The following is a 16,404-nucleotide window of genomic DNA, read 5'->3' as shown; positions in this document are numbered from 1 at the left end:
CGGGAAGGCCAATTCGTCACAGGAGCCATTCGATCGGCAGGAACGAGAGCAGCCAGATTGCGGCCCGCCGCAGAAAGGTCGTCCCTGGCTCGCTCTCGTACCGGATGACCTCGCCGCCGCGCCTCTCAATCCAGAGAATGCCTCCATCCGGCCCGAGCTGGACCTCATAGGTCTGGGCCGGGACCCGCGCTGCGAAGCTGGTCTCGACAGCCTGCGTCAGGGGCGGGCTTTCGATCACGAAGCCCAGCTCCGTGTTCAGATGAATCGAACGCGGGTCGAAGTTGAAAGACCCGACGAAAAGGCGCTCGCCATCGACCGCGAAGGTCTTGGCGTGAAGTGCCGATCCGCCCACGACACGTGACCCGCGTGGTCCAGAGCCCTCTCCAAGTAGGGCCCGCGATCCTTCGGCGACAACGGGCCCCCCGCCGATGCCGTGGAGTTCATAGAGCCGCACGCCGGCACGCAGTAGCGGTTCGCGCTGATAGGCATAGCCCGCGTGAACGACGGGCACATCCGTCGCCCGCAGCGCATTCGTCAGGATGGCAACATCCACCCCATCGCGGGCCAAGCCTGAGAAAATCTCGACCCCTGCATCGGTCGGCACAAAATAGCCGGAAACGAGGCGGAGGTTTCGTCTCGGCTGCCCAATGGCCCGACTGAGCGTGGGCCATAGAAGGCTCTCGCGTGGCACCAGTCCGAGCGCCTTGGCCGGGTCGTCGCTCACCATCCTGACCGCCGCCCAGGTCCAGGGCAGCGTCCCTTCACGTGCCTCCTCGATGATCGGCAGCGTCTGGACCGATGCGAGATAGGCCTGCGCGGCTGGTGTGTTGCGAGCGACGGCCGCCGCGTTGACGATCCGCGCGAGGTCTTCCTGCCTGACGGCGGGCAGGACGCGCGAGGCCGGATAGGCGGAAGCGCTGTTCCAGTAGCGGTCGAAATCGGCGGAGACGTCGCTGACCACCGGGCCGACCGCGAGGGCGTCCAGATCGACAAACAGGCCCTCGTCGCGGGCGCCGAAATATTCGTCGCCGATGTTCCGCCCTCCGATGATCGTGATCCGGTTATCGGCAGTGAAGCTCTTGTTGTGCATCCGCCGGTTCAGCCGCGAGAATTCGGTGAGATAACCGACCCACTTCGGCCAGCGCAGGACAAAGGGATTGAACAGGCGGACCTCGACGTTCGGAAGGTCGTCGAGCGCGGCGAGCGGTCCGTCCAGACCGGATGTGCCGTTGTCGTCCACCAGGAGGCGGACGCGAACACCGCGGCCCGCCGCCGCGCGGATCTCGTCGAGCAACAGAGAGCCCGAGAGGTCGCCCCTCCAGATGTAGTATTGCAGGTCGAGACTGCGCGTGGCTGACCGCGCCAGCAGGACGCGCGCCGCAAAGGCGGCGGGCCCGTCATCCAGGAGATGGACGCCGCTCAGTCCTGGCTGCCGGACGGTCGCTTGCCCTGCCCCAAGGCCGAGCGGCGTATCCTCCGTGTCCGTCAACGCGGCGGAAGCTGGGCAAGGCTCCAGAGGCGGAAGCGGATAGAGCAGGCGAAGGCCGACAATCGCCACCAGCAGGAGCGCGGTCCCCACCCACAAAATCCTGAACAGCCATCCAGCCACCGGTGCCTACCCGCGGGTCCCAGTGTCTGCTCCAAGGCCCGAGAAAGGGCAGCAGTTTCCCCCACAGGCTTTCCGGTCGGACCCACCAGATCCCCGGCGCCGAAGGAGGTGAACAAGTTCACCCGCCAAGTCATCGACGAAGAATCAACAGAGCGCATACCAGCAGCCGAGAAGTTATTTCCGCGCGACAGGCGCTTTTCATTGGGCCCTGCCACGCACCTCTGGATCAGCGCTCCTCAGCGGAAAATACAGTTGAAATCGCTCAGGCAATTTCTTACATATAAGCCATGATTAAAAAGCGCGGAATTATTTGCCGACACCCGCGCCATGCGGGAACTCTCCTCGCGGGTGTCTAGCCCCGGGCCCTACGGCCCGGGGACAGCCCACGAGAGATTTGATGGGGCGCCCGTCTCTTCGAGAGACAGCCCCTCCTCTGCATGGAGGTCTTACACATGATGACCCATGTTTGGGCAGAGCATGATGGCTCTGCCTGGTCCGAGCGCGCGGCGATGGACGCCCGGCTGGACGACGCCCTGGCCGATACTTTCCCCGCGAGCGACCCGGTCGCGATTTCCGTCACCCAGTCACGTCCAAGGCGTGACGGGGAAGCTGAGAACGGTCACGAAGGAGGCTCGGCATGAGCGCGCACCGAGAGGTCGCCCCTCTGCAACGGGCGCATTACGAGCGGACCGGCCAGACCTGGATGGCGGGTGATCCCACCTGGGATCCACGCGTCACGGACAACCGTGCGCCGATCTGGATGATCGGGGCGCTGGCGGTGGCCTGGCTCATCGCCCGAGTGCTGCTGTGGTGGCAGCCCGAACTGGTCCAGGCACTGGGCCAATAGCCCCGGGCTGATCCGAGGCGTGCCCTTGCCTGCGGACAATGGCACGCCTTTCACGCAACACGGCCAGAATGAAGGAGACGTCGTCATGCATCTCTATGGAATCCATCACCTGACCGCCATCACGGCGGATGCACGCAACAATCACGACTTCTACACGCGCGTGCTCGGGATGCGGCTGGTCAAGAAGACCGTCAATCAGGACGACACCAGCGTCTACCACCTGTTCTATGGCGACGGCGTCGGCAGCCCAGGCACCGGCCTGACCTTTTTCGACTGGCAGGATGAGCCCGAACATCGGGGCACGAACTCCATCGTGCGCACGGCGCTGCGCGTCTCGGGCGCGAACGCCATGCACTACTGGACTGCCCGCTTCGAAAACGAGCGCGTGCCGCACGGTCCCGTCTACGAGTTGGACGGCCGACGACATCTCGACTTCGAGGACCCGGAAGGTCAGCGCCTGACCCTGGTGGAGGATGATCGCGCTTTCTTCTTCCATCCCTGGTCCGACAGCCCGGTGCCAGCGGCGCACCAGATCCAGGGCCTGGGGCCGGTCACCATCAGCGTGCGCGACCTCGAGCCCACGGACCGATTCCTCACCAGGGTCATGGCAATGCACCAGAGCCGCTCCTATGTCGCGACCGACACCCCTCGCGTGACCGTCCAGGTCTACGAGATGGGCGAAGGCGGCCTGGCCGCCGAGCTGCATGTGCGGGCCGACCCGGACTTGCCCCCTGCCCTGCCGGGCGCCGGTGGCGTGCACCATGTCGCCTTCCGCATCCCCGACGCGAGCTATCACCAGTGGGTGGAGCGCCTGGGCGTGCGGTCCAGCGGCCCGGTGAATCGGTTCTGGTTCCGCAGCCTCTACGCGCGGGATCCGAACGGCATTCTCTACGAGGTCGCCACGGATGGCCCGGGCTTTGCCGTGGACGAGCCCGTGGAAGCGTTGGGCGAGAAGCTCGTCCTTCCGCCCTTCCTGGAGCCGCGCCGCGCAGCCATCGAGAGCAAGCTGAAACCGATCCAGGAAGAAGAACGGCACCTGGACCTCCCCGACATGGCCGGCCATGATTCGGGCTGACTGAAGGACAGCCCCAGGCCCACAACTCGACCTGGGGGCCGACACTGCGGCTCCGTCTCCTGGACAGAACGAGCCTGGGCCGTGGTCCGTCTGAAAGGAGGGCGCGTGCCCGATTGGATCTGGCCCCTGGTGCTTTCCCTCCAGGAGACCGCCGACTGGCTGCTCGGGCTGGAGCGCGACATCAAGGACGTCAGTTCCGGCCAGATGGCGCTCCGGGCCATCCTGATCTACGGCCTCGCGCTGGTGCTGATCCGGGTCGCCAGCAAGCGCTTCCTCAGCCAGGCAACGGCGTTCGATGTGATCGTCGCCATCATGCTCGGCTCCATCCTCAGCCGAGCCATCAATGGGTCGGCGCCGTTCCTGCCCACGGTCCTGGCGGCTGCGGCTCTCGTCGCGCTGCACTGGGTACTCGCTTCCTTGGCCGTCCACACGAGCATTGGGACGATCTTCAAGGGTGAGCCTCAGCTCCTGATCAAGGATGGCGAGGTGCAGGAAGAGGCAATGCGACGGGCCAGGATTACCTCGGCGGATCTCGATCAGGCCCTGCGGATCAACGCCAAACACACGGATCGCTCGAAAATCCGGCGCGCCTATCTGGAGCGCAACGGCAGCATCAGTGTCATCCCATATCCGAGCGGCTTCAGGTCCTGGACGTGTCGGTCAAGGACGGGGTCCAGAGCGTCCGCATCAAGATTGAGTGACCCCTGCATTCAAAGTCCCGTCTCTCAATGGACTTTCTGAGCACTTGAGAATTAGTGACTGGCCTCCCCGTGCGGCGAGATCGCCCAGGGCGCGGCAGACAGGCGTTGCACCAGGAACTCGATGACAGTGGTGACCCGCGCGGGCCGCCGCCCACCGGGCGGGGTGACGATGTTCAGCGCGACAGGCGGCATCGACCAATCGGGCAGAGGGGCTTCCAGACGACCGGCGGCAAGGTCTTCCGCCACCAGGAATTCGGGCTGCACCGCCACCCCGGCACCGGCCCGCAGCGCCGGCCGCAGGACCTCGCCATTGTTGGTGCGCATCGGGCCCGTGGGTGCCACCGAGGCGATCTCGCCGGTTTCCCGGTGAACGAAGCGCCAGCGGTCGGGCGTGGACAGGTAGGCGTAACCGAGACAGGCGTGTCGGACGAGATCGCGCGGATGGGCGGGGCGACCATGCCGCTCGAAATAGGCGGGCGATCCCACCAGCAGCCGCCGGATCTGGCAGAGGCGTCGCGCCCGCAAGGTGGAATCGGTGAGCACGGCGATGCGCAGAGCGAGGTCATACCCGCCGCCCACCAGATCCACCTGCTCGTCGCTCAGATGAAGGTCGATCGAAATCTGGGGGTGCGCGGAGAGCAATTCCGGAATCAATGGGCCCACATGGTCGACGCTGAAGGACATGGGTGCTGCGATCCGCACGAGGCCGCGCGGCGTCACCGATTGTGTCCCTGCTTCCGCTTCGACGGCCTCCGCGTCTTCCAGAAGACGCATGGCGCGCTCGGCCATGGTGCGACCCAGTTCCGTCAGGGCCTGTCGGCGGGAGGTGCGGTTGAGAAGCGAGGCGCCGATCTGCGCCTCCAGGCGGCTGACCGCCTTGGAGACCGTGGCCTTGGACACGCCGAGATCCGCCGCGGCGCGGGAAAAGGAACCGGCTTCCGCCACCTTGGCGAACACCGCCCAGGCTTCGAAGTCTGGCAAGCGCGCCATGTTCAGTTCCGGAAACGATGAGTTTCCAGGTTTTCGGTTTTTGAACCATTCCGCAAGCCTCATATCGGGTGGGAGAGGCCCAGCCTCACGCTTCAAGGCCGCAACCCACAGCGAAGGAAGGCTCGGATGACCAAGGTTCTTGTTCTTTACTATTCCAGCTACGGCCACATCGAGACGATGGCGGACGCCGTCGCTGAGGGTGCTCGCGCGGCCGGCGCAGAAGCCGTCGTGAAGCGTGTGCCGGAACTCGTGCCCGAAGAGGTGGCGCGCTCCAGCCACTACAAGCTGGACCAGGCCGCTCCGATCGCGGAGCCGGGCGAGCTGGCGGAGTACGACGCCGTCATCGTGGGCGTCGGCACCCGCTTCGGGCGCATGGCGTCGCAGATGGCGAATTTCTGGGACCAGACCGGCGGCCTTTGGGCGCAGGGCAAGCTGATCGGCAAGGTCGGCGCGGCCTTCACCTCCACCGCCACGCAGCATGGCGGCCAGGAAACGACGCTGATGGCCATCCACACCATGCTGCTGCACCACGGCATGGTCATCGCCGGGCTGCCCTACGCCTTCGCAGGCCAGTCGCGGATGGACGAGATCGTGGGCGGCTCACCCTATGGCGCCACCACCCTGACCGGCTCCGACGGCTCTCGCCAAGTCAGCGAGACGGAGTTGGAGGGCGCGCGCTTCCTGGGCCGCCACGTGGCCGGGATCGCCGGCAAGCTTGCGGCCTGACACAGGCCGCAAGCTCAGCAAGGAAAGGACAACACATGACACGCAAGGAGAATGGCAAGGTCGCGCTCGTCACTGGTGGCGCGCAGGGCATCGGACAGGCGATTGTCGAGCGGCTTCACGCCGATGGCTTCAGGGTGGCGGTCGCGGACCGGAACACCGATCTGGCGGGCAAGGTCGCGGACACGTTGGACCCAAAGAAGGAAAGCGCCATCGCCATCCCTGTCGACGTCGCCGACCGCGACAGCGTTTTCGCGGCGGTGGACCGCACCGTGTTGGAATTCGGCGGGTTCGACGTCATCGTCAACAACGCCGGCATCGCCCCGCGCTCTCCGATCGAGGAGATCACGCCCGAGAGCATCGAGAAGATCTTCTCGGTCAACTTCAACGGGGTGGTGTGGGGCATCCAGGCCGCCGCGCAGGCCTTCAGGGATCTCGGCCACGGCGGCAAGATCATCAGCGCTGCCTCGCAGGCCGGGCACGTGGGCAACCCGGGCATTGGCCTCTACTCGGCGACGAAGTTTGCCGTACGCGGACTGACGCAGACCGCGGCGAGGGATCTGGCGCAGTACGGGATCACCGTGAATACCTACGCCCCAGGCATCGTGAGGACGCCCCTCATGGAGGATCTGGCGCAGAAGACCGCCGAAGAGGCGGGCAAGCCGGAGGAGTGGGGCTGGAAGCAGTTCACCGGCGGCATCACCCTCGGCAGGGTGTCCGAGCCACAGGAAGTGGCAGGCGCCGTGGCGTTCCTGGCTGGGCATGACTCCGACTACATCACGGGGCAGTCGCTCGTGGTGGATGGCGGGATGGTCTTCAACTGAGGGCACCGCCTCTGCGAGAGCTGGGTTTAGCGCCCCGTCCCGGCTCTCGCATCCCGATCCCGCCCGCCTCGTGGATGAAGCTTCCAACCGAGACCGCCACGGGCGAGCCCGTGGAGGATCTGGGCGGATATCTGGCCTTGCCGCCCTTCCTCAAGCCACAGCGCGAGGCAAGCGCGCATGCTGAAGCCGATCTCGGCATCCTAGGCCCCAGTCCGAGAGAAGCTCGGCGGATCACTCGCCGGGAACGAACCGTCAGAGGCCTCGTCTACCTCGTCCCAGGGCTCGTGGGGCGGCGATTGCATCGCCTCGGGGCCTGCCGGCCGGATGTTGCTGTGATGCCGTACGGCAGCATGGCGAAGGGAACTGGCCCTGGATGCGGCCTCGCTCCGTCGTGCCCGGTCCGCAAGGATCGCAGCGACAACGAAGACCGTTGCGCTGACAACGATGCCTGCGACCCAAACTTTGCTCTGCTCACGCATCATCACAATGGACCTCTCTGGCCGACACCCTCACCGCTCCACCCAGCGCGAGCGCAGGAAGTGCGCAGCTGCTTTGGGCCGCCGATCGCGGGTGAACACGCCTTTGAAATTCATGCCTGCCGCGCGCATGGTGCCCTGGCCGGTCTTGAAGTCGGCGAAGTTCCAGACATGCATGCCCACCATGAAGGGTCGGGCCGCCGCAACGTCGAGATAGCGGCGGATGAACTCGGTCTGATACTCCTCCGACCACATCTCTGGCGGGTTCGCATGGTGACCCGGCAACGTGTCCGTGCCGAACTCGGTCATCACGATGGGCTTGCCGAAGCGCCGGTGCAGATCATCCAACTCTGCTTCCAGCACCCGCACCGCCGCATCAAGCTGCCCTGGGTGCGTGTACCAGCCATAGTAGCGGTTGATGCCGACCACATCGCCGATATCCAACCACTCAGGCGGGCCGCCCATGACGCCAACGAGCATGGTCGGCCGCGTCGGATCGAGGCGATGCGCCTCGGCGTTGAGTTGCCGGAAAAACCTCGTACCTGCCTCCACGGCCTCGGGTTGATTGACGCCGATCTCGCCAGCGAAGGGCTCGTTGGCGATGTTCCAGATGATCGTGCTCGGGTGGTTCTTGTCGCGCGCAATCAGTTCGCGGATCTGCCGCATTGCCTGCTCGAGGCGCTGCGCGTTCGCGTCTGGCCCATCGCCGAAATTCAGGCCGACGGCCGGGATCTCGTTGATGACGAGAAAGCCGAGCCGATCAGCAAGATCCATGGCCTCTTCGGCGTACGGGTAGTGCGTGGTGCGGTAGGAGTTGGCCCCCATCCAGCGCATCAACTCATAGTCCCGCACCCACATCGGCAGATCGAGGCCGCGGCCGTGCAGAGGGAAGTCCTCGTGCTTGCCGACGCCCCGCAACGTGGCCGGTTCGCCGTTCAGCAGCAGTCGGCCGCCACGTGCCTCGACGGTGCGGATGCCGATCTCAAGGGAGTAGCTGTCGGTGGCGCGTCCCTGGCCGTCCACCAACATGACGGTCAGCGGGTAGAGATGCGGGTCGCGCGGTCCCCAGAGACGGGCAGAGGGGACACGGAGGGTGGCTTCGGCGGCGCCCGCCTGGAAGGCGAGATCTGCCTCGGTGTCGTTCAGCCGGACCCTGCCCCGGCCAGCGTAATCTCCAACGGCATCGACCCTGACGCGGACGACACCGTCGCTGCCTTCGACTGTCGTTGTCACCGTAACGTCGTCGATATGCGCCTCGGCCGGAACCGCATAAAGCCAGACCTGCCGATGCAGCCCGGCGTAGGGAAAGAAGTCGTAGGTGGTCGCGGGGTATCCGCCCAGCACGCCAGCCACCCCACCACCCCCTTCGCCCGGGCCTGGCGGAACGCGACCAAGAAGCTGCTTGTTCTCGACCGTGATGGCGATGATGTTCGGGCGGTCCCACACGAGCTGCGCGCTGATACCGGCCACAAAGGGCAAATGCCCGCCCTGATGCTCGGCGACGACCGTGCCGTTGACCCAGACCTTGGCGGCGTAGTTCGCCGAGCCGACGCGAAGGAACACGCGCTGACTGCGCCAAGCGGACGGCGTCCAGACCTCGGTCTGGTACCAGGCGAGACCAAGATGATCCCTGGCGTCGTCGAACAGGTCGTTCCAGCTGCATGGCACCGGGATCATGCGCGATGCGGGCAGGGCGCGGGTCCAGCCCGCCCCCTCGTCTTCTTCCTGCGGATCCAGCTGAAAGCGCCAGAGGCCGGACATGTCCAAAACCTCCCGATGCTGGTTCCGCTGAGGGCGGAGCAGGCCTCCACGCCCTGGCATTGCCGAAGCCCGTGGCGAAGCGTCGCCGGGCTGCGCCTGCGCAACGGCCTGATCGGCCACGAGCGATGCAGCCCCCGCAACCGCCGTGCCGGCAAGAACGCTGCGACGGCCTATCGCTCCGGGGCGGGATGCCAGGTCATCCGCGTCCGAGCTTCCCAGGATCGGCTTTTGCAAGACACATCCTCCAGCATTGACGATCTTCGCTTGTCAGTCGCGGAATGAGCTACTTGCCGGAGCATGCGGCGCGCCTTTTTTGCATGTCACGGCATTTACCGTGACAACCCTTTCAGGAATGGCCCCGCGAGGAGGCCGTGCATCCGATTACAGCGCCTCGTCCCCATCGCGATCGCCGAGGGCGTCCTCGACATAGAGCATCCGCAGGAGGATCATCGCCATCAGCAGGAGCGGCGTCGCGAAGAGCACGCCATAGGTACCGAACAGGACGCCAAGACCCACGATAGCGAGGATGCCAAGGGCTGGCGGAATGGCGACAGCGCGGCGCTGCAGCAGCGGGGTCACGACATAGCCCTCGAGGCTTTGGATGACGACCACGAGGGCCAGCGTCTTGAGGGCGTCGTTCGGCCCCTGGGCAAAGGCCACCAGCACGGCCGGCGCACCAGCGAGAATGGGGCCGAGATAGGGGATGAAGTTCAGCAGCCCCGCCAGGATGCCCAGCGCGAGCGCGAGGGGAATGCCCAGGAGCATCAGCCCGGCGGCCGTGGCGACCGCAGCGATGAGCATGGCAAGCGACTGTCCCAGAATCCAGCGCCACAGCCCGGCGCCGAGTTCATCGAGCACCTCCCCTGCCCGCGCCCGCCGCGGGAGCGGCACGAGGCGCAGAAGGCCACGGCGGTAGGGCTCGGGGTCGGCGGCCAGGAACAGCGCCACCGCCACGACGAGCAGGAGATCCGAGAGGGCGTTGAAGATCGTGCCAATCAGGCCGGTGGCCAGGCTGACCAGGGTGGCCGGTTTGGGCCCGACGCCTGCCTCGACCAGCTCTCGCCCCCAGTCGAAGCGCTCAAGGAAAGTCCGGAACTGCGCCATTGCCCCCGGCAAGGTGCGCCACAACTCCCCGAACTGCTCGGCGACCCGCGGCCCCACCGAGAGCACGAAGCCAGCCGAGAGCCCAATCAGCACGAGCACCACGGCGGTAAGCGCCAATCCAGTGGACAGCCGCGTCCGCTCTGCAAGCCCGACGGCCAGGTTGCGCAACAGCACGGCCACGAGCACGCCCCCAAAGCCCAGCAGGAGCACGTTCGAAAGCTGCCACGCCGCTACGGCAAGGAGGGCGGCAGAAAGCGCCACCAGAAGCGCGCGGCTGCGATCCGTGATGAAAGCGCCGCGCATCGCCTAGTCTCAAGCTAACTTGGCTGTTCGGCCAGCCCTTGCCCCCCGCGCACCATCCAGGCTCCAAGCCCCCGGCCCGGTGAAGACCAGGAGCAGGAAAACAAAGCAGTAGAGGATGGCCGCGTCCCCGCCGTTGAGCGTGGGGTAGAAGTTCCGTGGCGCGTGGAACATCCAATAGGCCACGGCCATCTCACCCGCGAGAAGAAAGGCCACCGGCCGTGTGAGCAGCCCAAGCAAGATCAGCAGTCCGCCCACGAACTCCATCACGGCCCCGATCCAGAACAGCGTGAAGACCTCAGGAAGTCCGCTGCTCGGTGGAGCGGGAAAGCCAAACAGCTTCTGCGTGCCGTGCAGCATGAAGATGATGGCGGTCGCGATGCGCAGCACCGCCAACGCATGGGGGACGTAGCGGTCGAGCTTGTCGAATATGGTCATGAATGACCCTCCAGGCGGCTGTGCCGTGGTGCGACGCCAAGGGCGCTGGGCCCGGAAAGGCCGCAGCACAGCAACACTGGCTTGATGGGGCAGTTGCGACCTGGGGGCCCTAGCGAAGTGCATTCGTGATAGCGCTACGGATGGGGACGCGGACCCATCCGATAATGGTGCCAGATGGCGGCGAGTCCGAGCAGGCCGAGACCCAACAGACCAAAGGAAGCTGGCTCAGTCACGGGAACGTGCTGAGCCTCCACCCTTAGAATGTAATCGCGGATCTGGTTGTTCGCATCAAGACGAGCCCCCAAAAATGCTCTCCAAAAATCGTGATGCGTTTCGCCCTCATCGGTCAAATGGTCCGTTCTTTCTTCCGTCTCGACCCTGTACAAAAAGCCGCCAGGCGGCCGCATCGGATTAATAAGTGGAACCGACAGGGAAAAACTGAACGGATCACCGGCATTCTTCTCATGCGGCCCCACGAGATGACGAAACATCGATCCATTCGTGAAAACGCTGTCCAAACCTGGGCCCGGATGCTCGTCAAACCGGACCTGAAAGAATTCCCAGAACCCGTGCGGCGATCGGACCGAAACCCCGGTGGTGGGACGGAAAATGTGTTGATCACGCCCCGTGATCGGACCCGGGTGAACGAAGAGCACTTCCATCTGGTGAATGGAGTCTTGCACCCAGAAGGGACCTTGTAATTCCCCAGCGGATGCGGGGCGGCACACGGCCGCAGCAAAGCAGATCGCGAATAAGATTGGCGATAATCCGGTGAGCCTTCGCATGACGGCACACTCCGCGCGACTGTTGACGATGCTTCAGGGACGTTCTGCAATCAGCGTCCCCAAGTTGGCTGCCAGCTTCGTCGGCTTGAGGGGAAGTATAACGGTCTTCCGCTTTCTTACGCAAGAAACTCGCCGTTCGAGCGTCCCGCTCAATCCAAGTCACCGATCCTGTCATTCTTGGTTGGGGTCTGACTTCACCATGTAGTCATCGGTAAAGGGACGGCTAAGGACCAGCACAAGAACGACGCCGAGGCTGAAAAGCCCGGCCAGCCAGAGAAAGCCCATGCCGCAAGTGATTCCAATGGCGCCCGCTCCCAGAATGGACGCCGCGGAGCCCGCGCCGTGGACCGTTTGCTTCTCGCGGAACAGGGCACCCGCAGCGATGAAGCCGATGCCGGTCAGGATACCGCTCACCACCTTGGCCGGGTCGATGGACAGCTGCGGGTCGTCGGTCCGGTAGGCCAGTTCGACGATGCCCATCATCAGAACGCAGGCTCCCAGCGCGATGATGACAAAGGGGCGGAAGTCGATCGGCTTCTTGTGCACGAAGCGCTCGACCCCCAGGGCGAGTGAAAACAGCAGCGCGGCACCGATCCGCAGCAAGGTGTCCGCCCATGAAAGGTGGGCTGGGCCGAAGGAGCTGATCTCCATGGCCGTCAAACACTCCGCCCAGGGGCGCGTTTGATCCCTTGCGCGTCAAACCCGCCTGAGGCGAGGATCATCCGAAGGCCGAGAGGGATTCCGCCATGCGCCCTGCTTCCGTCCTTGCTGCCTTGGCGATAACTGCCCTCGCGGCCTGCGCCTCCCAGAATGAAGCTCTGGTCGCCGTGTCCCCTGGAAAAGCCGTTGCCGTCCCTGGCACCACACAAGTGCTCCCTTCGGCCTCGACAGCGCCAGGGGAGGCCGGCCCCCTTGTGGTGAGACGGTCTGCCCTGCCGGTCTTCTTCCCCTCCTGGTCGGCCGCCATGGACGATCCGGCGATGGTGGCCCTGCGCGAGCTTGCCGAGCGGGCCAAGGCGCGCCCTGCGGCTCGATTGAGGATTGTGGGATACGCCTCCCCGCGGGGGACCGGGGAAGCGAACGTGTTGTTGGCCCGGCTGCGCGCCCGCGTCGTCTATGACTTCCTGGTGGCCGACGGCGTGCCGGCGAGCCGGCTGCGCCGCGAGAGCCGCGGTCCGACGCCAGGCATGGAGGACCTGGAAAGCCGGCGGGTCGAGGTCCGGCTGGACGGCGCCGGGAGCTGACAACCACCCCTTTGGGCATGGACGGGAGCGGACAATGCCAGACACCCCCCAGAACAAGCGCCCCAACATCCTGCTGATCGTCGTTGACGACATGGGCTTCTCCGACATCGCGCCCTATGGCGGCGAGATCCGGACGCCGGTCCTCCAGGCCCTGGCGGAGAAGGGCGTGCGGTTCCGCAACTTCCACGTCTCGTCGCTGTGCGCCCCCACGCGCGCCATGCTCCTGACGGGCGTGGACAACCACCAGGCAGGGCTCGGCAACATGCCGCCCTTCCACGCCACCAATCAGTATCTGCAGCCCGGCTACGAGGGGCCGCTCAACCATCGGACGCTGACCATCGCGGAGGTGCTGAAGGCCGAAGGCTATCGCACCTACATGGCGGGCAAGTGGCACCTGGGCGAGCTGCCGGGCTACCGGCCCGAGGACCGGGGCTTCGAGAGGGTGTTCTCGTTTCTCGCGGGCGGCGTCAGCCACTTCCACGACGCCCGGCCCTTGAGCAGCGCGGAGGCGGTCCACAGCCGCTACGACGAGGATGGCAAGGACGTCACTGAGGAACTTCCGGAGGGCTTCTTCTCGTCCGATTTCTACACCGACAAGATGATCGGCTATCTCTCCGAGCAGGGGGACGACGCCCCCTTCTTTGCTTACCTCGCCTTCACCGCGCCCCACGACCCGATCCAGGTGCCGGACGAGTGGCTCGACCGTTATCGGGGCGCCTATGACGAAGGCTACGACGCCATCCGCGACCGGCGTCTGGCCCGGATGAAGGAGATGGGGCTCGTGGTCCCCGATCATCCCGGCAATCCGGGCAGTGGCCTCTTCTCCGCCTGGGGTGACCTCGATGCAGAGGAGAAGGCGACGCAGGCGCGCAAGATGGAAATCTATGCGGCCATGATCGAGAACATCGACCACAACATCGGCCGCGTGTTCGACCTGCTGAAGCAGCAGGGCAAGTTCGAGGACACCCTTGTCATCTTCATTTCGGACAACGGGGCGAACCCCAAGGAGCCGCACTTCTACCCGCCCAACACCGAGGAGCAGATCGAACGCGACTTCGACAACAGCATGGAGAACATGGGGCGGATCGGCTCCTTCGTGTCCCTGGGCGGTGGCTGGGCGGAGGTGACCAACACGCCGCTTTCCTACTTCAAGACCACGACCTACGAGGGCGGCACGCAGGTTCCGCTGATCCTGGCCGGGCCAGGCATCCACCGGCACGGCGTCGATACCTCACAGCTGCTGCACGTGACGGACCTCGCGCCCACCATTCTCGATTTTGTCGGCGTCCGGCGACCGGGCGAGCGCGATGGCAAGCCTTTGGCACCGCTCTACGGCCGGTCCTGGAAGCCCTACCTCACGGGCGCCACCCTGAACCCCGTGCGTGGGTCGTTCGACGCCCTGAGCTTCGAGATGTTCGAGTGCCGCACCGTCATGAAGGATGGCTGGAAGCTGATCTTCGTGCCGCCGCCCTATGGGGAGAATGAGTGGCACCTTTACAATCTGCGCACCGACCCTCGCGAGATGGACAACCTTGCGGAGCAGGAGCCGGCCAAGTTCAAGGAGCTGATGGCCGATTGGGAGGCCTACGCGGCCGCCGTCGGCTATATCAGGGCCGGTGCCACGAAGCAGCTCGACGTGATGTCGCCTGACGAGTTCTTTCAATATCGCGGGCTCGCCTAGGCCTCCGGTTCCAAGGGCGCCTCTGCGCCGGATTGCAGAGGCGCAGGCCCGCGCGGGCTTTCGACAAAGGCTTCCTCGTCGTCTCCGTCCTCGTCCCCCTCGGTGACGTTCACGCCCGCCTCCGACAAGGTGGCCAGGACGTGCTCGATGAACCCCGGGAAAACCTCCTGCTGCGGCAGTGTCGTGTTGATCTCGTCCACGGTGACAAACCCTCGCGCTCGGCCAAGGGTGACCAGCCGGTCCAGGGCCGGCCTCCACGCGTCAGATGTCATGACGTCGCTCCTGCCACGAAAACTCGGGCGACATGTGTGTTCGGGCACGATCAGCGCCAAGTCAGGGGCGACGCCGCGCCAGGCAAAATCGGGTGCGCGAGCCAAGCGCATAGTTTACCATGCACTCTGGCACTGCTGTCTGAGGTACGGCCATGACGCGGTCGGGACTGCTGGTGGTGACTGCGCTGATCTTGTTCTTCGGGCACGCCCCGGCTGACGCCCAATTGTCGACGGAGGCGCGGAGGGAGCTGATGGCTGATGTCAGCAACTACGCTGCCCGCGTGTGCACCACCGTCGAGCAGAGGGGCAGAATAAGCGAATCCCAACTCGGGGCGGAAGTCAGGGCTGAAACGAACAGCCTTGCCGCGAGGGTGCTCCGGTTCGGTGGCACGGCCTCGGGGCGGATCGGCTCTGCAGAGTGGGAGGGCCTGACGCAAGAGGCGCTCGGGGCGGCGCTCACGGCCAACATGAACTGCCGCCGCCAAGTGGCGGAGAGGACCATGGATCGGATGTTGGAAATCATGTTCCGGCCTCCTCCACCGGCCCCGCCCCAGCCTGCGCCCCGCTACGAACCAGCGAGACCGCCACCTCCTCCTTTGCCGAGCCCAAGCTCGTGCTCGCCGTTCGAGGTCCCGGCTACAGCCGACAACCAGACCCGTATGCAGGCCGCACAGTGCAGTCAGCGCAATCAGGACGCGTGCCGAGCGCTGTTTCGGTACTTCGTGGCTGGATGCCAGATGGGGATGGGTAGTGATCAGTGCTGCCGCGCCGACGCCCTGGCGCGAATGGGCTACAGGTAGCAGCGCCAACAGCGACGGCAGCACTTCGTGCGCGGCGCTCGGAGCGAGGAATGAGACGGCGGAAGTGGGCTGTCCAAGCCAAGCTGCGCTCTACCACCCAGCAGCAAGTTTCGTTGGGCGCTTCAAGTCCTCCCTGCGCCAACCTCTTCTGGATCCAGGTGGTTCCGTCCTGTTGCAGGTTTGAGGCCGCCGGAGCCTCCCTGTAACCGGAGAGGAGACGAGCCAGAATCATGCTTCTGTTGCCAGACGACTGGTCGAGCATTTTCGTGCCGCAAGCCGCGCTCATCGAAATCCTTGTGCGCGGCACAGCCCTGTATTTCGGCGTCCTCATTCTCATGCGCTTGATGCCGAGACGCAGTGGCGGCGAGCTTGCGGCGATGGACCTGGTGTTCATCCTCCTGATCGCCGAGGCCGTGGCAGAGGGGATGGGCGGCCACACCTCCGTCGCGGACGGGCTCCTGCTCGTTGTCGTCTTCATGGGTTGGAACTACCTGATAAACCTCCTGAGCTACCGCGTGCCTTTTCTTTGAGCGGCTGGTGTCCGCGCAGCCTTTGCCCATCGTGCGGAACGGCAAGCTCCTGCGCCGCAATATGCGGCAGGAATTCCTCACCGAGGAGGAATTGATGGCCCATCTGCGGATGGAAGGCATTGATGGCATCGAGGAGGTGAAATCTGCCCACGTTGAGTCCGACGGCAAGGTCACCGTCGTGCGCAGGGAGACCTCGAAATCCTAGCGACACACCCGTGGCTGAGGTCTGCCGCAGGACGGCAAA

At 65.2% G+C, this 16,404-nt stretch carries 18 protein-coding genes; 10 read left to right on the top strand and 8 right to left on the bottom strand.

Features of this window, described 5'->3' with window-relative positions:
* Nucleotides 1-16: 16 nt before the first annotated feature.
* Complete coding sequence (locus tag JTJ31_RS15065; RefSeq protein ID WP_207539551.1) at nt 17-1,579, bottom strand: phospholipase D family protein; 1,563 nt, start codon at nt 1,577-1,579, stop codon at nt 17-19.
* 482 nt (nt 1,580-2,061) lie between these two features.
* Here JTJ31_RS15065 and JTJ31_RS15060 point away from each other — a divergent pair, with 482 nt between their 5' ends.
* The 4 genes from JTJ31_RS15060 to JTJ31_RS25035 all read left to right on the top strand — a co-directional run bounded on the left by JTJ31_RS15060 (nt 2,062) and on the right by JTJ31_RS25035 (nt 4,272).
* Nucleotides 2,062-2,250 (top strand): hypothetical protein, encoded by a 189-nt coding sequence (locus tag JTJ31_RS15060; RefSeq protein WP_207539550.1) that lies wholly within the window; start codon nt 2,062-2,064, stop codon nt 2,248-2,250.
* Nucleotides 2,247-2,456, top strand: a complete 210-nt coding sequence (locus JTJ31_RS15055) for a hypothetical protein (RefSeq protein WP_207539549.1) — start codon at nt 2,247-2,249, stop codon at nt 2,454-2,456. Before JTJ31_RS15060 ends, JTJ31_RS15055 begins: the two co-directional genes overlap by 4 nt.
* 85 nt (nt 2,457-2,541) lie before the next feature.
* Complete coding sequence (locus tag JTJ31_RS15050; protein ID WP_207539548.1) at nt 2,542-3,531, top strand: ring-cleaving dioxygenase; 990 nt, start codon at nt 2,542-2,544, stop codon at nt 3,529-3,531.
* A 105-nt stretch (nt 3,532-3,636) separates the two neighbouring features.
* Nucleotides 3,637-4,272 carry a DUF421 domain-containing protein gene (locus JTJ31_RS25035; RefSeq protein WP_207539547.1) on the top strand — a complete coding sequence of 212 codons (636 nt, stop codon included), beginning with the start codon at nt 3,637-3,639 and terminating at the stop codon, nt 4,270-4,272.
* Between the two features lie 11 nt (nt 4,273-4,283).
* Here the strand turns inward: JTJ31_RS25035 and JTJ31_RS15040 are convergent, their stop codons facing one another.
* The gene (locus JTJ31_RS15040; protein ID WP_207539546.1) at nt 4,284-5,222 is read right to left on the bottom strand and encodes a LysR family transcriptional regulator; all 939 of its coding nucleotides are present in this window, start codon (nt 5,220-5,222) and stop codon (nt 4,284-4,286) included.
* 126 nt (nt 5,223-5,348) lie between these two features.
* Between JTJ31_RS15040 and wrbA the strand changes: the two genes are divergently transcribed.
* Both wrbA and JTJ31_RS15030 read left to right on the top strand, forming a co-directional pair.
* Complete coding sequence (gene wrbA / locus JTJ31_RS15035) at nt 5,349-5,948, top strand: NAD(P)H:quinone oxidoreductase (RefSeq protein WP_207539545.1); 600 nt, start codon at nt 5,349-5,351, stop codon at nt 5,946-5,948.
* 35 nt (nt 5,949-5,983) lie between these two features.
* Entirely contained in the window at nt 5,984-6,769 is a 786-nt protein-coding gene (locus JTJ31_RS15030; RefSeq protein WP_207539544.1) for a (S)-acetoin forming diacetyl reductase, read from the top strand.
* A 509-nt stretch (nt 6,770-7,278) separates the two neighbouring features.
* On the opposite strand, the gene uidA is transcribed toward JTJ31_RS15030, so the two are convergent.
* From uidA to JTJ31_RS15005, 5 genes are all read right to left on the bottom strand, one after another.
* Nucleotides 7,279-9,066: a beta-glucuronidase gene (gene uidA, locus JTJ31_RS15025; RefSeq protein WP_268957079.1), complete on the bottom strand. Its 1,788-nt coding sequence runs from the start codon at nt 9,064-9,066 to the stop codon at nt 7,279-7,281.
* Between the two features lie 321 nt (nt 9,067-9,387).
* Nucleotides 9,388-10,413 carry an AI-2E family transporter gene (locus tag JTJ31_RS15020; protein WP_207539542.1) on the bottom strand — a complete coding sequence of 342 codons (1,026 nt, stop codon included), beginning with the start codon at nt 10,411-10,413 and terminating at the stop codon, nt 9,388-9,390.
* Nucleotides 10,414-10,422: 9 nt separating this feature from the next.
* On the bottom strand, nt 10,423-10,848 hold the full coding sequence (locus tag JTJ31_RS15015; protein WP_207539541.1) for a DoxX family protein: 426 nt from the start codon (nt 10,846-10,848) through the stop codon (nt 10,423-10,425).
* A 134-nt stretch (nt 10,849-10,982) separates the two neighbouring features.
* Entirely contained in the window at nt 10,983-11,633 is a 651-nt protein-coding gene (locus JTJ31_RS15010) for a PEP-CTERM sorting domain-containing protein (protein ID WP_207539540.1), read from the bottom strand.
* Nucleotides 11,634-11,804: 171 nt separating this feature from the next.
* The gene (locus JTJ31_RS15005; protein WP_207539539.1) at nt 11,805-12,284 is read right to left on the bottom strand and encodes an MgtC/SapB family protein; all 480 of its coding nucleotides are present in this window, start codon (nt 12,282-12,284) and stop codon (nt 11,805-11,807) included.
* A gap of 266 nt (nt 12,285-12,550) precedes the next feature.
* Between JTJ31_RS15005 and JTJ31_RS25030 the strand changes: the two genes are divergently transcribed.
* Nucleotides 12,551-12,877, top strand: coding sequence for an OmpA family protein (locus JTJ31_RS25030; RefSeq protein WP_207539538.1), 327 nt, complete (start codon nt 12,551-12,553; stop codon nt 12,875-12,877).
* A gap of 34 nt (nt 12,878-12,911) precedes the next feature.
* Entirely contained in the window at nt 12,912-14,558 is a 1,647-nt protein-coding gene (locus JTJ31_RS14995) for an arylsulfatase (protein ID WP_207539537.1), read from the top strand.
* On the opposite strand, the gene JTJ31_RS14990 is transcribed toward JTJ31_RS14995, so the two are convergent.
* Nucleotides 14,555-14,830 carry an RNA polymerase sigma factor region1.1 domain-containing protein gene (locus JTJ31_RS14990; protein WP_207539536.1) on the bottom strand — a complete coding sequence of 92 codons (276 nt, stop codon included), beginning with the start codon at nt 14,828-14,830 and terminating at the stop codon, nt 14,555-14,557. The two genes, JTJ31_RS14995 and JTJ31_RS14990, sit on opposite strands and share 4 nt — an antisense overlap.
* Nucleotides 14,831-15,860: 1,030 nt before the next feature.
* Here JTJ31_RS14990 and JTJ31_RS14985 point away from each other — a divergent pair.
* Together JTJ31_RS14985 and JTJ31_RS14980 are read left to right on the top strand one after the other, a co-directional pair.
* Nucleotides 15,861-16,160: a DUF421 domain-containing protein gene (locus JTJ31_RS14985; protein WP_207539535.1), complete on the top strand. Its 300-nt coding sequence runs from the start codon at nt 15,861-15,863 to the stop codon at nt 16,158-16,160.
* 7 nt (nt 16,161-16,167) lie between these two features.
* Nucleotides 16,168-16,365 (top strand): YetF domain-containing protein, encoded by a 198-nt coding sequence (locus JTJ31_RS14980; RefSeq protein WP_207539534.1) that lies wholly within the window; start codon nt 16,168-16,170, stop codon nt 16,363-16,365.
* Nucleotides 16,366-16,404: the final 39 nt, after the last annotated feature.

This window comes from Sabulicella rubraurantiaca (assembly GCF_017355885.1).
GTDB classification, from domain to species: domain Bacteria; phylum Pseudomonadota; class Alphaproteobacteria; order Acetobacterales; family Acetobacteraceae; genus Roseococcus; species Roseococcus rubraurantiacus.
This window is presented reverse-complemented; position numbering and strand designations above follow the sequence as displayed.

What these genes read in the sequence shown, in the direction of transcription:
- JTJ31_RS15060 (WP_207539550.1), top strand. Translation starts at nt 2,062, where the DNA reads ATGATGACCCATGTTTGGGCAGAGCATGATGGCTCTGCCTGGTCCGAG.
- JTJ31_RS15055 (WP_207539549.1), top strand. Translation starts at nt 2,247, where the DNA reads ATGAGCGCGCACCGAGAGGTCGCCCCTCTGCAACGGGCGCATTACGAG.
- JTJ31_RS15050 (WP_207539548.1), top strand. Translation starts at nt 2,542, where the DNA reads ATGCATCTCTATGGAATCCATCACCTGACCGCCATCACGGCGGATGCA.
- JTJ31_RS15040 (WP_207539546.1), bottom strand. Translation starts at nt 5,222, where the DNA reads ATGGCGCGCTTGCCAGACTTCGAAGCCTGGGCGGTGTTCGCCAAGGTG.
- wrbA (WP_207539545.1), top strand. Translation starts at nt 5,349, where the DNA reads ATGACCAAGGTTCTTGTTCTTTACTATTCCAGCTACGGCCACATCGAG.
- JTJ31_RS15030 (WP_207539544.1), top strand. Translation starts at nt 5,984, where the DNA reads ATGACACGCAAGGAGAATGGCAAGGTCGCGCTCGTCACTGGTGGCGCG.
- uidA (WP_268957079.1), bottom strand. Translation starts at nt 9,066, where the DNA reads ATGCCAGGGCGTGGAGGCCTGCTCCGCCCTCAGCGGAACCAGCATCGG.
- JTJ31_RS15020 (WP_207539542.1), bottom strand. Translation starts at nt 10,413, where the DNA reads ATGCGCGGCGCTTTCATCACGGATCGCAGCCGCGCGCTTCTGGTGGCG.
- JTJ31_RS15015 (WP_207539541.1), bottom strand. Translation starts at nt 10,848, where the DNA reads ATGACCATATTCGACAAGCTCGACCGCTACGTCCCCCATGCGTTGGCG.
- JTJ31_RS15010 (WP_207539540.1), bottom strand. Translation starts at nt 11,633, where the DNA reads ATGCGAAGGCTCACCGGATTATCGCCAATCTTATTCGCGATCTGCTTT.
- JTJ31_RS15005 (WP_207539539.1), bottom strand. Translation starts at nt 12,284, where the DNA reads ATGGAGATCAGCTCCTTCGGCCCAGCCCACCTTTCATGGGCGGACACC.
- JTJ31_RS14995 (WP_207539537.1), top strand. Translation starts at nt 12,912, where the DNA reads ATGCCAGACACCCCCCAGAACAAGCGCCCCAACATCCTGCTGATCGTC.
- JTJ31_RS14990 (WP_207539536.1), bottom strand. Translation starts at nt 14,830, where the DNA reads ATGACATCTGACGCGTGGAGGCCGGCCCTGGACCGGCTGGTCACCCTT.
- JTJ31_RS14985 (WP_207539535.1), top strand. Translation starts at nt 15,861, where the DNA reads ATGCTTCTGTTGCCAGACGACTGGTCGAGCATTTTCGTGCCGCAAGCC.